Below are 15419 nucleotides of genomic sequence, written 5' to 3' on the forward strand. Positions count from 1 at the left end.
CGTATATTCGCTGACTCGGGCATAAGGTCTTTTCGGCTGATTTAAGGCCTATTCGGCTAATTTTCTCAGCTTCTCTGGCAGCTGAAACTCGCCAGAGCTACGAGAAAGTTCGCTCACCGTTGGTGAATCCAATGGTCCTTTCACCGAATAATTTACTTGGGTAAAGACTTCCACAACTGGCGAGATAACCGTGGTCACCGCCAATACGTACAGCGCCGTTTGAGGGGTTACCGCAAAGGCCGTTAATACGGGAATACCCGAGGTAATATCTGGGGTAAAGTTCACCTCAGCATCAACCTGACGCGTGTTGAGGTTAGCGATACCTTTGATTTTCATCTCACCTGCGACCGCATCCATGTTCAGATCATTGGTCAGGAAGATACCATTTTGAATCTCGCCCGTTCCGGTGATGCTGTTGAAGGCCATACCTTTATCAAACACATCTGAGAAATCGAGCTGCATCTTACGGATGATCGAATCTAGGCTAAACAGGCCAAGTAATCGAGCTGCGCCGCTCACATCCGAGATAATGCCTTTACCAAACTTGGTTTTAACGTTGCCATCAAGGGTATCCATTTTGATTCCCCAAGGCGAACCATCCCAATTTAGTTGACCTTCCAACGCGAATGGCGCTTTTTGAATCCCGGAAGTAATACCAAAGCGCTCCATGAGCTCGCTGTTGTTTTCACCTTCAACATCAACGGTTAACGATGAATGACTCTTGTCACCTTGCAGTTCCCACCAGCCACTCACATCCGCTTTGTTACCGCCGCTTCGCACCTGGATTTTGTTCCACTCGATACGATCTTCGTTCCTCGTCATTTCAACATCGACCTTACCCACCTTGTAGCCTTGCAGCCAAAAGTCGTTCAGCGTCAGGGTCAGGTTTGGCATCGCATCGTGGATCTCTCTATCCAATTTGGATATCAATGGCGCAGCTTGTTCTTTACGTTGCAGCAGTTGCTGATCTTGGTTGTTCTTATCACTCCACTCAGGAACAAACAGATGCAGACGATCCAGTGAAACTGTCAAATCATAAGGAGGCAGGTAGTTAATATCCCCTTCTAGCTCTTGGCTAGACACTTCCATTTGCCACGCCTGTTTGTTCTTACTAGCACTAAAATCGACGTCATTCCAAGAGATACCACCCAAGATCAGCTCTTTACTCTCAAAGGTAATACGGCTTGGCGCAGGTATGGTTGGCGTGTTCATTTGACTAAGTACAGCCGTTGAAGGCTTTACCGGTTCCATTACAACCGATAACCAATCATCGGCATTGAATTTGTCTGTACGAATCAGTGCGTGATGGCCCACCACCGGGCTAATTTTGTAGCCACCGCGACCAAGCACTAAGTTGGTCGCCGTTAACTCAGGCACGTCGCCTGTGATATCAATCTCAGCTTGGTACTTGGTGTTTGGCAATTGCAGGCGCGCGGTAATCGTCTCTTGGTTACCCGATGCCTGTAGCCTTGCAGAGCCACTTTCTAGTGATTTTTTCGCCAATGGATATGGGTAATCACTCGCCAAGTATTTTAGGTCTGACTGTAAGTCTAGTTGGTAGGTAAAGCCGATATCATTCAGCTGGATATCAATCTGGCTTTGCCATTGCGCATGACCTGATAAGCGGCTTAACCATTGCTCACCGATGTAAGGTTCTAGAGGCTTGACGTCCCAATCACCTAACACATCAATATCAACTGCATAGCCAGGACCATCATTAAGGCCCTTAAAATCAAGCGAGATACCTTGGTTAAGCAGATCCGCAGCGAGGCCATTTGCCGTCACTACGTCATTATCAAATTCAATTCGACCCGTGGTGTTCTCGAGCACCATTGGCGGCGCTTCAATCTCAACATGGTTGCCACTTAAGTCGGCGTAACCCCATGCTCTTGCTTCTTTTTCAGAATCAAACGGAATATTCAGCTGGAACTCAGAAGAGACATCACCACTCACTTGAAGTGCGGTTAAGGCTGCGCCTACCGAGCCCACCAGTGGCGAAGACGTCATGTAATCGCGTACTGCGTTGCCAGACGCCGTCGCTTTAGCTTCAATTTCAATATGGCCGCCTTCCCCTAAATAAGGAATGCGTCCTGTGATTCGATCTGCCGTCACATCCATCAGTTGAGCTGAGCGAGAATCCAGATGCATCGCATCATTTTCAAACAACAGATCAAGCTGAAGATCAGTAATCAGTGGCCACGCGGTATCAAAGCTGAATTTCGCATCTTCTAAGCCAACCCAAACCTGGAAAATACCATCGTGGTTAGTGTATGGATATTGAGACAAATCACCATGCCACAACAGTTTTACGGTATCCGCTTTACCGGCTTGAATCGCAGTTGAAAGGTAGTCTGTTAGATCTTGCCCAAGAGCCAGTGTAGGTAAGTAGCGCCATGTTTCACCGACATTGTAAGCGTCCGCTTCGCCGTAGAAGGATAAAAACGGGCTCGCATCTTTTGGGAAGTCTAAGCGGAATGCGCCTAGTACTTGTAAATCGGGGGTGGCAGCTGTGATTTTGTCTGACCACAGCTTCCAGCCGTTTTCATCTTGCTGCCAAACAATATCAACCTGACCTTGTTTGATATTCAAAGGCGCTTGGAATACGTCACCATAAGGGAACACATCGTCAATAACATGCAGGCTAGCTTTCGCTTCCGAGGCCGAACCAAACACACTACCAGACACTTGGCTAAAGCCTGGGACTAGTTCCCACTGCTCGATAGCAAGATCAGAAAAACTGGCTGAATAACGTAAACTGTCAATTCCCGAACCCATGGAAACACGGATATCAGAAACAGAGCCGCCCGGCGCCAATACGTTAATCATTTTGGTTGATTGTTCAGAGTCAGGCAGCAGCTTAATCAACGGAGTAATAGTCGCAATATCCAGCTCAGAAATGTTGAGTTGCCATGGACCTTGATTCCACTTGAACGCTACGTCGAGTTCCGGCCAAGGTGTGTCATCCGTTCTAAGGTTTAGTGAGTGACCATTTACTTGCCAACCATCATCAGTCGGCGACAACTTAAAGACACCGGACTCAAGCATGAGGTCATGCTCGCCATCTTCGTTCCACGCCAGTTCTGAGGGTAAAACCTCAACATAAGCGCTCACTGGCTTGCTATTTCGCAGCGTAAGCCAGCTATTCAAGCTCACAGTACCCGTTTCAATGCCGGATTCCGCCTGCATATAATGCGTAAGCCATGGCTTAACAGAAATGCTGTCGGCACTGACATAAAACTCACCAGTCACATCAGTCAGTGACCCACCATCAATAAAGTTAGCACTCACTGACAGAGAGTTTAGATTGGCATCTTTGATACTCACCACACCTTCAGCAAGGTGATGTTTGTCTGAATTTTGCCATTTTAAGGTTTCTATATCGAGCTGACGTTCTTCACCCGAAACAGAGTGATAAAGAATAGAAGAATCTTTTGCAGTTACATCGACGAGTGTTTTTAGCAGTAAATTATCGAGCTCTTGTATCACTCGCTTGGAAGACTCGGGATCTGTAGGTTCGTCTTTGCTATTTTGTCCGGCAAACAGATCAATTGAGCGGATATCAAGATACATTTGATTCATGACTAGATCGGCCACAACCGGGCGCATCTGCACGAGCGATTGAATCAAGTCAAACTCGACTTCAACACGCTCAACAGAGAAGGTCACATCTTCTGCATTGGGGAGGCTAGCTTTAACGCCTTGCAGAGCAATAGAGGGGTGAGTGTTACGCCAAAAACCGCCCACATCTTGAATCGAAAAATCAAAACCGGAGTGTTGGTTTACCCAAAGCTCAATTTCAGATTGATACTTGTTTAAATTGGGCAAGGCTACACGCAGTGTAGTAACGGCAATGGCTAGCGTTACTAAGAGAGTAACCACTAACCATAAACATGCACGTAGAATCAGAGTAACGCTTGAGCTCACAAAATTTCCATTACATCATAACAACATCAAACTGCTCTTGTATGTACAGAGGCTCAGCCTGGATTTTAACTTGCTTACCAATAAAGACTTCAAGCTCCGCAAGCGCATGAGATTCATCGCCCTCTAACGCCTCAGCTACGGCAGCTGCCGCATAGACCACAAATTTATCGGCGTCGTACGCACGATTCACTCGCGTGATCTCTCGAAGAATTTCATAACAAACGGTTTCAACTGTCTTCACACTGCCGCGGCCTTCACAAGCAGGACAGCTCGAACATAGGATATGCTCAATACTTTCACGAGTACGTTTACGAGTCATCTCAACCAACCCAAGCTGCGTGAAGCCATTAATATTGGTTTTCACACGGTCTTTGTCGAGCGCAGCCTCTAAAGAAGTTAGTACTCGCTTACGATGTTCCTCAGACAACATATCAATAAAGTCGATAATGATGATGCCACCTAAGTTACGTAGACGCAGCTGACGAGCAATCGCTTGAGTCGCTTCTACATTGGTGTTGAAAATCGTCTCTTCTAGATTACGGCGACCAACAAACGCGCCAGTGTTGATATCAACCGTGGTCATCGCTTCAGTTTGGTCAATAATCAAATATCCACCAGACTTTAATTCGACTTTACGATCCAATGAACGCTGAATTTCGTTCTCGGTATCGTACATATCAAAGATAGGTTTATCACCTTCATACAGCTCAAGCTTGTCTGTCAGCTCTGGCACGTATTCAGAGGTAAACTCTTTTAGGTTTTCATACTCTAGACGAGAATCGACCTGAATCTTACTCAGCTCAGTACCGACAAAATCACGCAAGATACGTTGGCTTAGGCAAAGTTCACCATACAAGCGAGTGCGCGCTTTGTGTTTACCACGACGCTCAAGAACCTTTAGCCAAAGTCGCTTCAAGAAAGCGGCATCTTGTGCAAGTTCATTCGAGTCAGCGCCTTCAGCCGCAGTACGGATGATGAAGCCACCGTGTTCGTCACAGTAACGAGACACGACTTTTTTAAGACGGTTACGTTCAGACTCGCTGTCGATACGTTGAGATACACCAACATGACTTGCGCCCGGCATAAATACCAGATAACGAGACGGTAGAGTGATATCAGTGGTTAAGCGAGCACCTTTAGTACCAAGAGGGTCTTTGACCACTTGCACCACAATGTCTTGCCCTTGACGGACAAGCTCTGAAATATCACGAACCTGAAATTGTTTCTTTTCGTTTTCAGCGACACATTCAGTGTGTGGGACAATATCAGAGGCGTGTAAAAAAGCTGCTTTCTCAAGACCTATATCCACAAAAGCCGCCTGCATTCCCGGAAGAACACGGCTTACACGTCCTTTATAGATATTTCCTACGATACCGCGTCGAGCATCTCGTTCGACATGGATCTCTTGAAGAGCCCCCCCTTCAATCATGGCCACACGAGTTTCACTCGGGGTCACGTTCAGCAACAATTCAGCACTCATGGTGCACCTCAGGTTAGTAATTATAAGAATTCTTGCAGTAGCTGGTCCGTTTCAAATAAAGGTAAGCCGACAACGGCGTAATAACTACCTTCGATTCGGGTGACAAAGCGTCCGCCCAAACCTTGGATCCCATAGCTACCGGCTTTATCGCATGGCTCCCCTGTTTGCCAGTATTGTTCTATTTCTTTTTCACTGAGGGGTTTAAACCATACGTCGGTAATAATGATTTCTGTTCTTTGTTTTTCTTCTGAAACCACAGAAACCGCCGTCATCACTTGGTGACGTTCATTCGCTAACTGAGTAAGCATGCGCTTAGAGTCAGCAAAATCGGTGGGTTTCTCAAGCACTTGCCCTTGGCTTACGACGACTGTGTCAGAACCAAGAACGACTATATCAGAGCCATGATCTACAGTATCAGAACTAGGAACGACATGCTGCCTTTCAGAAGGGTTATCTTTCAATAAAGACAACGCAGCTAAAGCTTTATCTAAAGATAGTCGCTTAACATATTCTTCGGCGGTTTCTTGAGCGTGTTTACACTCTTCAACATCGGTTACGAGGACAGAAAACTCATAACCGAGTTGAGATAGCAATTCTTTGCGGCGTGGAGAGCCGGATGCCAAAACTAAATGTTTCTTTTCCATCGTCACGCTACCTCACATGCCAATGGCGACGCACGCGTCTCATTAATAAAAACATCCAAGGCCAAAGTATACAGTTTATCAATGCGCTCCATAACGATAACGGATTGAAAACAACATCTTGGATCAAATATTCACCAAAGAAGATCAACACCTCAAACAAGACCGTTAACGCGGCAATGATCATCGCTTGCTGCCATAACGCCATGTTACGAATGACGAGGAAGTTCATCGCAATAATGTACATCACTATTGCCATCATCATGCCTCGAATACCCAGAGTAGAGCCGATCAAAAGGTCCCACAATAAGCCTAAAATCAAAGCACTACCCACGTTAACACGATGCGGTAGAGCCAAAACCCAGTAACACGTAACCAGCAGTAACCAAGATGGTCTAAATAAATCTAAGCTACCAGGCCAAGGGATCGTCTGCAGAATCAGTGCTATTAAAAATGAGCAGAAAATTACTACCTTGCTTCTCAAAACGCTATTGGCCATCTTCGCCCTCTAACAATGCTTGTTCTATGCTCGATTGATCCGCTTGCATCTGTTTGTTTTCATCAGGCCATACAAGCAGCAGGTATCTGAGCTTATCGAACTCAACCACAGGCTCTGCTTTAATCACAGCGAACTCACGTTTCGGGTCGTAATCAACGGCCGTAACATAGGCGACTGGATAACCTTCTGGATATACCCCACCAAGACCTGATGTCACCAACAGATCTTCTTCTTGTATATCGGTACTGGTTGGAATGTGCTCTAGTTGGATCTCATCAATCATGCCATTGCCCGAAGCAATCACACGGATGTCATTACGAATAACCTGAACAGGAATCGCATTGTTTGCATCAGTGAGTAGTAATACACGACTATTATGAGCAGCAACGAAAGTGACTTGGCCGACAATGCCTTTTTCGTTGATCACCGGCTGACCTTCATACACCCCATCAATCTGACCTTTGTCGATCACGACTTGATGGCGATATGGTGAAGTGTCTACCGCCATAACTTCTGTGACGACTTTCTTCTCATCACGGATAAACGGCGAGCCTAACAGCTTACGAAGGCGCTTGTTTTCTTCTTGATATTGCTCAAGCAGAATCAGCTCGCTCTTCAGACGCAAGACTTCTCGTTTAATATTATGGTTAGATTCAATTAACCCTTTGCGAGTGCTAAAACGGTCGTAAACACCATCGAACATAGTGCGAGGCAAGTTGGCTGCATATTGAATAGGCGCAACCATGCTGTTTAATAGATAGCGAACATTTGAGAAAGCATCTAAACGACTATCAGCCAGCATAAGGCTGGCTGATAAAATTACAGCAAAAAACAGGCGCAATTGTAGAGAGGGACCTCTACCAAAAATTGGCTTCATTCTATATTTGGTCCTAGAGCTACATTTGATCCTATAGACAAGGTCCTAGGCTCTTTACATAAAACTAGATAAGAAAAGAGCCTAACACTAGATATTATTCTTCGCTGAACAGATCGCCGCCGTGCATGTCGATCATCTCTAGAGCTTTACCGCCACCTAGAGCAACACACGTTAATGGCTCTTCTGCAACAACAACAGGGATACCTGTTTCTTCTGTTAACAGGCGATCAAGGTCTTTAAGCAGTGCACCACCACCTGTTAGTACCATACCGTTTTCTGAGATATCAGAAGCCAGCTCTGGTGGACACTGTTCAAGTGCAACCATGACTGCAGATACGATGCCAGATAGAGGTTCTTGAAGTGCTTCAAGGATTTCGTTTGAGTTTAGGCTAAAGCTACGAGGCACACCTTCAGCAAGGTTACGACCACGTACTTCGATCTCTTCGACTTCATCGCCAGGGTAAGCTGAACCGATTTCGTGTTTGATCTTCTCTGCTGTCGCTTCACCGATCAAGCTGCCGTAGTTACGACGAACGTAGTTGATGATCGCTTCATCAAAACGGTCACCACCAATGCGAACAGAAGACGAGTAAACCACACCGTTCAGTGAGATAACCGCAACTTCAGTAGTACCACCACCGATATCAACAACCATTGAACCTGTTGGCTCAGAGACACGTAGGCCAGCACCAATCGCAGCAGCCATAGGCTCATCGATTAGGTAAACCTCACGAGCACCAGCACCTAACGCTGATTCACGGATAGCACGACGCTCAACCTGTGTTGAACCACAAGGTACACAAACCAAAACACGAGGACTTGGTTTAAGCACACTGTTGTCATGCACTTGTTTGATGAAGTGCTGAAGCATTTTTTCCGTTACGTAAAAGTCGGCAATTACGCCATCTTTCATTGGACGGATCGCTGAAATGTTACCAGGCGTACGACCAAGCATTTGCTTAGCAGCGTGGCCAACAGCAGCGACACTCTTTGCAGAACCCGCACGATCTTGGCGAATAGCTACAACTGAAGGCTCATCAAGAACAATGCCTTGGCCTTTTACATAAATAAGGGTATTGGCTGTACCTAAATCAATCGATAGGTCGTTTGAAAACATGCCACGAAGTTTTTTAAACATATTCTTCGCTCATCCTGCAAGAATTAGAAGACAAAAATTGCACTAAATGTACCAATGCCTTGCTGTTACGGCAAGGCATTGAAGTACAAACATGGACTGAAACCCGCAATTTCTTACAGATTCCTAACTTAAGGGGCAAAAATTATATTATTACTGACCTGTTAAGCCACTTTCACCTCGGTAGATCACACGATCGTTACCGCGGTAGATACCAAATGTGACGACGGTGGATGGATCTTCATCGCCTAAGCCTCTCCAGTTATACTGTAGCCAAGGTTGAGTTCCCTTACTTCCAAAACAAGTAGCTCCACTTGGTGAACTACCCTGCCTTAAAAACAACCTGACTTGCTCACGACGACTAGTATCTTGCTTAGCAATAAGGTTACTTGATACCCCCTTCAATACTGAGACAATATCATCACTTCCATTATCATCTGTATCGCTAGTTAATTTGGCATCTGTAACCTCTGAATCATGCCAAATTTTAGTTACACAGTAATCACTACCATTAAACTGGCTTCCACTGTCATCTGAATTAATCTCAAATTTACTTCCAGACCAATACTGAACTTCTAATGGAACTTGGATACTACTACCTTGATTACCTCCTACATCTTTGAGAGACATCCTTCCATATCTAAAATCCGGTTGAGCATTAAACTTTGTACCATTGGTATAATCTGTATTAGTATTGTCTAAGTCTAGAAATTGTAAATCTACACCATCAACTTTATCACTGACCCACACCCCAAATTCACTAGTAGTGTCATCGTACGGGCCATCTTCACTAGCTAACCTTAAGAATTCATAATCAAAATTTTCAATTGTTAAACGAGCCGAAGACCAATCATCTTCTCCCCAACTAATGTGGTCCGCATCCTTTTCTCCTGATAACCAAACCCTTGTATTTAAAACTGCACCATCTTCTTCGTTTATCGCTACATGCTTAATCGATGCCTTTAATGAATCCGCAAATAGACCATAGTTAGTCACTGGTTCGTTATCTCGATTGCGGGCTTCAACGATAAAATTGAAAGAAATACCCTGTGCCATATAAGCAAAACTATCGTGACCGCTAGAATAGTTCCAACTGTTACTAATAAGTGTTAAGTAATCAGGATAAAAACGACCTATATTCTTGTTTCCAGAAAATCCGCCAAGAATCTTGCCATAAAAGCTGCTCGAGTCTTCGGTCACTTCAAAATTTATACTACCAACTTCTGAATAATTTAAACTTTTGAATTTATAACCATTATCATCAAGACTAATATCGGAACTAGACTGAGTCAATTGGCTACCAGGCTCTAAGCTACCAAGCACTGCACCATTATTGCTAGGAGTATCCAGAGTATGAGTTGCAACGACAGCACCAGAGGACAGCAAATAGTTTTGTGTTACTAAGCTATTGTTACACGAAGGGTTAGCGTTACTCGAGAATCTAATTGGTTTAGCAAACACGTCAAACTCTTCCCCCGCTGCAACAAACGCATTCCCACCACTGCTGTTACCATCAGAATTGCTGCCCGTACAAATAGCAAATTGCCAAGGACGAGAATTCACCAAAAAACTACCAGAAAGTTTATCAATACCACTCTCAGGGCAACCCGACATCTCACTACAATCAAAGGTGCTGTCGGTCAGAGTTACTTTGAACTGACCTGACTCTTGAATCGAAAGTGTGTCGGTTGTTTCACCGTTATCACTCACCTCAAAATCAGGCGTATAATCTAATAAGGTTATCGCACTATTTCCGTTCGCAGGTTGAACGATACCTAAACTAACTTTAGGGGTGCCTACATAATCTTGTGATAAAGAAGAATCTTGCGAATTACAAGAGGATACCTTTGCCGTCACGAGGTAATCATCCCCAGCCACAACAAACTGTTCATCAACATCGAACTTATAAGGTACAAAGTTAATTTTTGATGCAGCCGTTTCTAAATCACCATTCCAAGTACCACTGGCATCATAACTCTCTAACTTAGATGAAGATAAGTACAAAGTTTTTTGCCCATTAACAAAGTGACTTTGGTAATCCCCCGAAGATGTAGAGCAACTGTTTCCATTCTCATCTTCACACCACTTCCCAGTAGAATTTGGTGAATGTGATGCAGTGAAGTTATCTTGAACTGTGCTAATCACGTTGCCATCATCATCTACGACTTTAAACTCAACCTCAGCGACCTCACAAGTTAGAACATGAGAATATTTTGGGGTAACGACAAGAGAACCAGTTGGAAGTGGAGGAAGTGGACAGCTATAGTCAGGTTTATTAATAACTAAACCACTCTGCGAAACAACGCTCGCAGCAGTAACTGCGCCTTCCACTGTAAGTAAGTTTGGCAGGTTAAGTGTTTTCGCTAAAATAAAGCCTCTAAAGTTTCCTTTCAACTGTACAGTTGCATCTGGAGCATAAATGATTGGGTATGCGTTCTCATTAACAATATCGACGCTATTATTAAATTTAAAGCTTGTAACTACATTTATTTTAGAGCTATTTTCAAATATAAAATCACTTCGGCTTGTATCCGAAGCCAAAAAGTTATTAAAAGTTACTGATGATTGTTCAGGGATAATTAATACTAAACCACTACCATTTGATATTTCGAAATCATCAATATATAAACCATCTTTAAGGTGTACCCTTATTTCTGGATACTCATTGCCTAAATCATTTATATATAGTCGTTTCAAGTCTTCATTGATATACACATTAGCATTAGCTCCTGCTAACTCAAATGAACACAAGTTTGACGCATCACATCTAGACTTGATGTTTTTATCAATAGCTAGGCTCTCTGTTACAGAACGACTCGGAACATTAGGCAACAAACTATGGTCAATCTTTCGTCGGTTTAGTTGACCATCCTCATTCCCTACAGCACAACCTAAATCATCTCCACAGACATCATGGTTGTACATTTGATTTGTACCTCCCTCTAAATCAAATCCGACTAAAAGCAAACTCTCGGGATCAGGATTAGATGGACTCCAAGATCGATCATTGTCAATTGAAAAAGCATCAAGATAATCGGGAGACCAGCCATTGAAAGTTGTGCCCCACCCATTATTAATAATCAATGAACTCTCAACCCCAGTCCAACTTTGGATAGGCTCAGGAAACAAGTTACATACGTTAACCGGAATCTCGACCTCGGGAATTTCAAATGCGAAATAGCCTACTGATTCATAAGCTCCATGTTTACGAGTACTAAGAGAAGTAGCATCTTCATCAAATGCGAATGTAAATTGCGACTCTCCTCCACTCACATACTGCTTACAATAACGTAGCCAACCACCATCACCACCATTTCGGGTTTGCTTATTAGCAATAACACCAAACTTATTAAAGTTTTGATGTAGTGATATTTCGTTATTCAGACATGACCAGCCTATAGATTTACCTGGCTCTATTTCAGTTTTTTGGTTGTAGGTACCAGGCGCTTGGAAAAACTCTATTTTTGATGTTTTAGACTCATCTTGCCCTGAAAAAGTAGGGACAGCTAAATAAGCGATTTGCTTAGCTGAAGAAGTTGGCCCTTGTCGACCACGCTCTAGAGCAAGCTTAAATTTTTGGTTAGTTAAACCAGAGATAGCTGTTGTGGCCCAATCTCGGTCCTTGCCCTGAACTTGAGCCATGATCACGGGGTTTGTAATATCACCTCCCTGATATGAGACCGTTTCCCAATCAGAGTTGCCACAAGCATTACCCTTACATTGAGATTTAGAAGTTACGATACTACCAGCTTCACCATAAACCTTGGCTCCATTGTGATCGTAAAATGTTAACCTTCCTGGCTCAGTAACAAAGTAGTAAATAGGCGACATTCGATCCGTGGAACTATAACTCTCAGCCGATTCACTCTCAATTGTTGCACCTTTCTTTGAATCCCAAATAGTCGCAACACTCGCCTTAGTTGGTACACTATTTACGATATCATTAGGGTTAATAGTCGACATTAAGAATACAATAGGATTCTCATATTGCTTTTGGAACAATAGGTTACACCCATGAGTACAATCCATACCTTCAATAGTTCCAAACTCATAAGGTACGTCTTCTAGAACGAGGGGAGGCGTTGGCTCTTTATCACCAGTAGCACATTCAACCTCTGCATTATCTCCAGAAATCTGTAGTGTTCCATTACCACCATCAATGGAAATTTGTGTAGAAGAAACAAATCTATAACCTAAACCTGTATCAAGTTTATATACTAACTCACCTCTCTTACCATTATTCTGAGTTGGCCGATAAATCAATAAGCCTTTATCTCCAGGAATAACCGTTGAATCTTTAATTTCAGCCCAACGCCACCAAACGCTAGACCAAAGTGCGACGTTCGAATTATTGGAAGTAAAACTTATGGTTAAATTTTTGGGGTTAGGAACAGTAAAAGCGACAGAAAAGCCATCCTGCCTTTTAAGGTCATTACACTGCTGAGGAGAGAAATCATCAGCCATCGAGGCGAAAGATATCCCAGACAAAGTAATCATAATTGCACTGAGCTTCAAAAAGTTCGCGTAACAACGAGGAAGATTTTTAATGGCTCTAAAAAGACCAACCCATAATTTCATACTCACTCCCTCACCCAAACTTCTTGAATACGCTGTACTTGGTTAATGCCTGAGCCACAAACGGCTGTTGATTCAATCTTAAAAAAACCAACATCATCTAAAATTCCGATCGGAGTACAAGTTAACTCTTCAACTGCACAGATAGTCGACATCCCACTACTCACTTGGTTTGAATTTAAGTTACCACAGACGGTGCTCACACTGGTTGAAACCGCAGGCGAAACCGTTAATGGATAAACTTGAGTGAGTGCCCACTCATTAGCGGAATGTGCTAATAGCCAAGCCTGTGTTCCAAGTTGTTTACGCGTCAACGTATCGTGATTTGACCACTGAACTTGCACTAAAGAAGTCGCGAGGAAGCCCATCACCACAATAACAAATACTGCGACGACCAAAACACTGCCTTGTTGAGATGATTTACTATGGCGCATTAAGTACCTGCACATCTTGTTGGTAAACACTTACTTCATTGTTTTGCTCAAGTACAAGATCGATGTGAATCACACCACCTCTTTGTAAACTTGGCTCTTCGTAACGAAAATTACTGTCGGCATAATTGATGCTATCCGCCACAGTGACTCCGTTACGTTGGATTAAACCTTGATTCTGAATAGTATCGTTCACTAAACAGTAACTCACCGGAGCACTGTCACTGTCATCGTAAATATAATGACGTTTAGCAATAGATTGGCTACTCAAACTTACTGAAGAAGCGGTAAACACATTGCTCGTTGAGACTAACCCCGACACAGGAATTCGCTTAGTTGAACCAGCCACCAACTCCGAGTACGCGGTTGGGTTGATAATAAGGAAATCATCTGCATCGAGTATTGGGGAGTCTTGGCCGATAATAAAATTCAGTTCATCTGTCGCTTCATCAAGGTGATAAAAGCCTGAGTATTTAATAGCGTAAAAAGTAAGACATTTTTGAGCAAAAACCGAAGCCGGAGTAATACTCGAATCAAAACTGTTAGGGACCGCGTGACTGATTTCTCGCGACATTTTCTCAACAACAAACTGCCCTTTTACTTGCACCTTTTGTCTATCGATAGTGTCGACATAACCTTTCATGCCGTATTCAACAAAGCCTGCGATCGCTAAACCAATCACACCTACGACGACAATCGTTACAATCATCTCAATTAAGGTAAAACCACGTTGCTTCATCAGTAGTTCCCCTTGTAAGCGATAACGCTGTAGCGGTTGTTGCCACCAAAGATCTGTAACTCAACACGCTTCATCGTGCCAATAGCATTATCGTTAATACCATCCATGTTTTGATCGTAAAATACGGAGACTTCAACTCTAAAATTGGCATAACTGCCTTCAATATTTTCATCTAGGATATTAGCAAGTGGGTACTTAATAGGAGATACACATGCTGATTCAGTGGTATCGGTGTACCAACAGCCAATATAATCATCGACATCATTAAAAGCAGCGGGCGTTGCCTCTGAGCCATCAACACCAAGTTCATTAGGCGCAGAACAAGCAGTCGCACCAGCATCCCCACAACGCACCAGACCACCATCAAAATCACTGTGTTCATCAAAACCACGTGCCAACATTTGGTTCATCAAACTCTGACCTAAGGCCACTGAACGGTTTTGATACTGTGGGTCTGCTGAACTTGCCACTTGTGGTGCTAAAAAACTGGTAATCGTGACCATCGCAATGCCCAATACGATAATCACCACAATACTTTCAATAAGAGTGAAGCCACGGGAGCGCATCATAAGCATGCTCCCTCGCGCACGTAACCTTGAGAATTAATACACACACTGGCTTGGTTTTGCCCTGAGGTAATCAGAATGCTCACGCCACTACTGGCGGTATCAAGCGGGTTACCGAGAAGATCAAACGTAATTTGTGACACTGAAGGTGTAACACTAAACGAGACTTGATCAGCTACAACTGAATCGCTCCGGGAGCTAGAGTCACTAGCACTGCAACCGCTTGAGCTACCAATACAACTAGCATTGATAGTTATACGGCTGCGTAGACAAAGTTTTTGAAGATCAAGGTTACTCGTGTCGTTACAATAATTGTATAAGTTGGGGATATTAGTTTGAATTCTATTCACTTGAACCTGACGAATCACAGAGATAGCTTGTTCTTGTGCAGAAAAAGTAGAAAAGCTAGATGTACCGACGAAGCGACTTGCGGCAAAGGTGGAAACAATACCGAGGATAATGATAACGATGATCAGCTCTACCAGAGTAAAGCCGTTGTGTGTGGGGCTGTTATCCATAATGAGCCTCTAACTGCCTAGCGAATACTGATTA

General features: G+C 43.6%; 11 protein-coding genes. All 11 read right to left on the minus strand.

All coding sequences use genetic code 11. From position 1 onward, the window contains the following. Nucleotides 1–48: 48 nt before the first annotated feature. The 11 genes from AB4503_RS22165 to AB4503_RS22215 all read right to left on the minus strand — a co-directional run bounded on the left by AB4503_RS22165 (nucleotide 49) and on the right by AB4503_RS22215 (nucleotide 15385). Nucleotides 49–3924 (minus strand): YhdP family protein, encoded by a 3876-nt coding sequence (locus AB4503_RS22165; protein ID WP_017062954.1) that lies wholly within the window; start codon nucleotides 3922–3924, stop codon nucleotides 49–51. A 10-nt stretch (nucleotides 3925–3934) separates the two neighbouring features. Further along, on the minus strand, nucleotides 3935–5404 hold the full coding sequence (gene rng / locus AB4503_RS22170; RefSeq protein ID WP_017061363.1) for a ribonuclease G: 1470 nt from the start codon (nucleotides 5402–5404) through the stop codon (nucleotides 3935–3937). Nucleotides 5405–5424: 20 nt separating this feature from the next. Beyond that, nucleotides 5425–6048: a nucleoside triphosphate pyrophosphatase gene (locus AB4503_RS22175; RefSeq protein WP_017066953.1), complete on the minus strand. Its 624-nt coding sequence runs from the start codon at nucleotides 6046–6048 to the stop codon at nucleotides 5425–5427. A 7-nt stretch (nucleotides 6049–6055) separates the two neighbouring features. Then, nucleotides 6056–6544, minus strand: a complete 489-nt coding sequence (gene mreD, locus AB4503_RS22180; protein ID WP_017061361.1) for a rod shape-determining protein MreD — start codon at nucleotides 6542–6544, stop codon at nucleotides 6056–6058. Next, nucleotides 6534–7421 carry a rod shape-determining protein MreC gene (mreC, locus tag AB4503_RS22185; RefSeq protein ID WP_004735927.1) on the minus strand — a complete coding sequence of 296 codons (888 nt, stop codon included), beginning with the start codon at nucleotides 7419–7421 and terminating at the stop codon, nucleotides 6534–6536. Before mreC ends, mreD begins: the two co-directional genes overlap by 11 nt. A gap of 94 nt (nucleotides 7422–7515) precedes the next feature. Continuing rightward, nucleotides 7516–8559, minus strand: coding sequence for a rod shape-determining protein (locus AB4503_RS22190; RefSeq protein ID WP_017062957.1), 1044 nt, complete (start codon nucleotides 8557–8559; stop codon nucleotides 7516–7518). Nucleotides 8560–8709: 150 nt separating this feature from the next. After that, complete coding sequence (locus tag AB4503_RS22195) at nucleotides 8710–13134, minus strand: DUF6701 domain-containing protein (protein ID WP_372115733.1); 4425 nt, start codon at nucleotides 13132–13134, stop codon at nucleotides 8710–8712. Nucleotides 13135–13136: 2 nt separating this feature from the next. Then, a complete protein-coding gene (locus AB4503_RS22200) occupies nucleotides 13137–13565 on the minus strand; it encodes an MSHA biogenesis protein MshP (protein ID WP_372115734.1) in 429 nt (142 codons plus the stop codon). Further along, nucleotides 13555–14301: a prepilin-type N-terminal cleavage/methylation domain-containing protein gene (locus tag AB4503_RS22205; RefSeq protein ID WP_050645578.1), complete on the minus strand. Its 747-nt coding sequence runs from the start codon at nucleotides 14299–14301 to the stop codon at nucleotides 13555–13557. The genes AB4503_RS22200 and AB4503_RS22205 overlap by 11 nt, the downstream gene beginning before the upstream one ends. Then, nucleotides 14301–14870, minus strand: a complete 570-nt coding sequence (locus AB4503_RS22210; protein WP_372115735.1) for a prepilin-type N-terminal cleavage/methylation domain-containing protein — start codon at nucleotides 14868–14870, stop codon at nucleotides 14301–14303. Before AB4503_RS22210 ends, AB4503_RS22205 begins: the two co-directional genes overlap by 1 nt. Continuing rightward, nucleotides 14867–15385, minus strand: a complete 519-nt coding sequence (locus tag AB4503_RS22215) for a prepilin-type N-terminal cleavage/methylation domain-containing protein (protein ID WP_372115736.1) — start codon at nucleotides 15383–15385, stop codon at nucleotides 14867–14869. The genes AB4503_RS22210 and AB4503_RS22215 overlap by 4 nt, the downstream gene beginning before the upstream one ends. Nucleotides 15386–15419: the final 34 nt, after the last annotated feature.

This window comes from Vibrio sp. 10N.222.55.B11 (assembly GCF_041473705.1).
Taxonomy (GTDB): domain Bacteria; phylum Pseudomonadota; class Gammaproteobacteria; order Enterobacterales; family Vibrionaceae; genus Vibrio; species Vibrio crassostreae_C.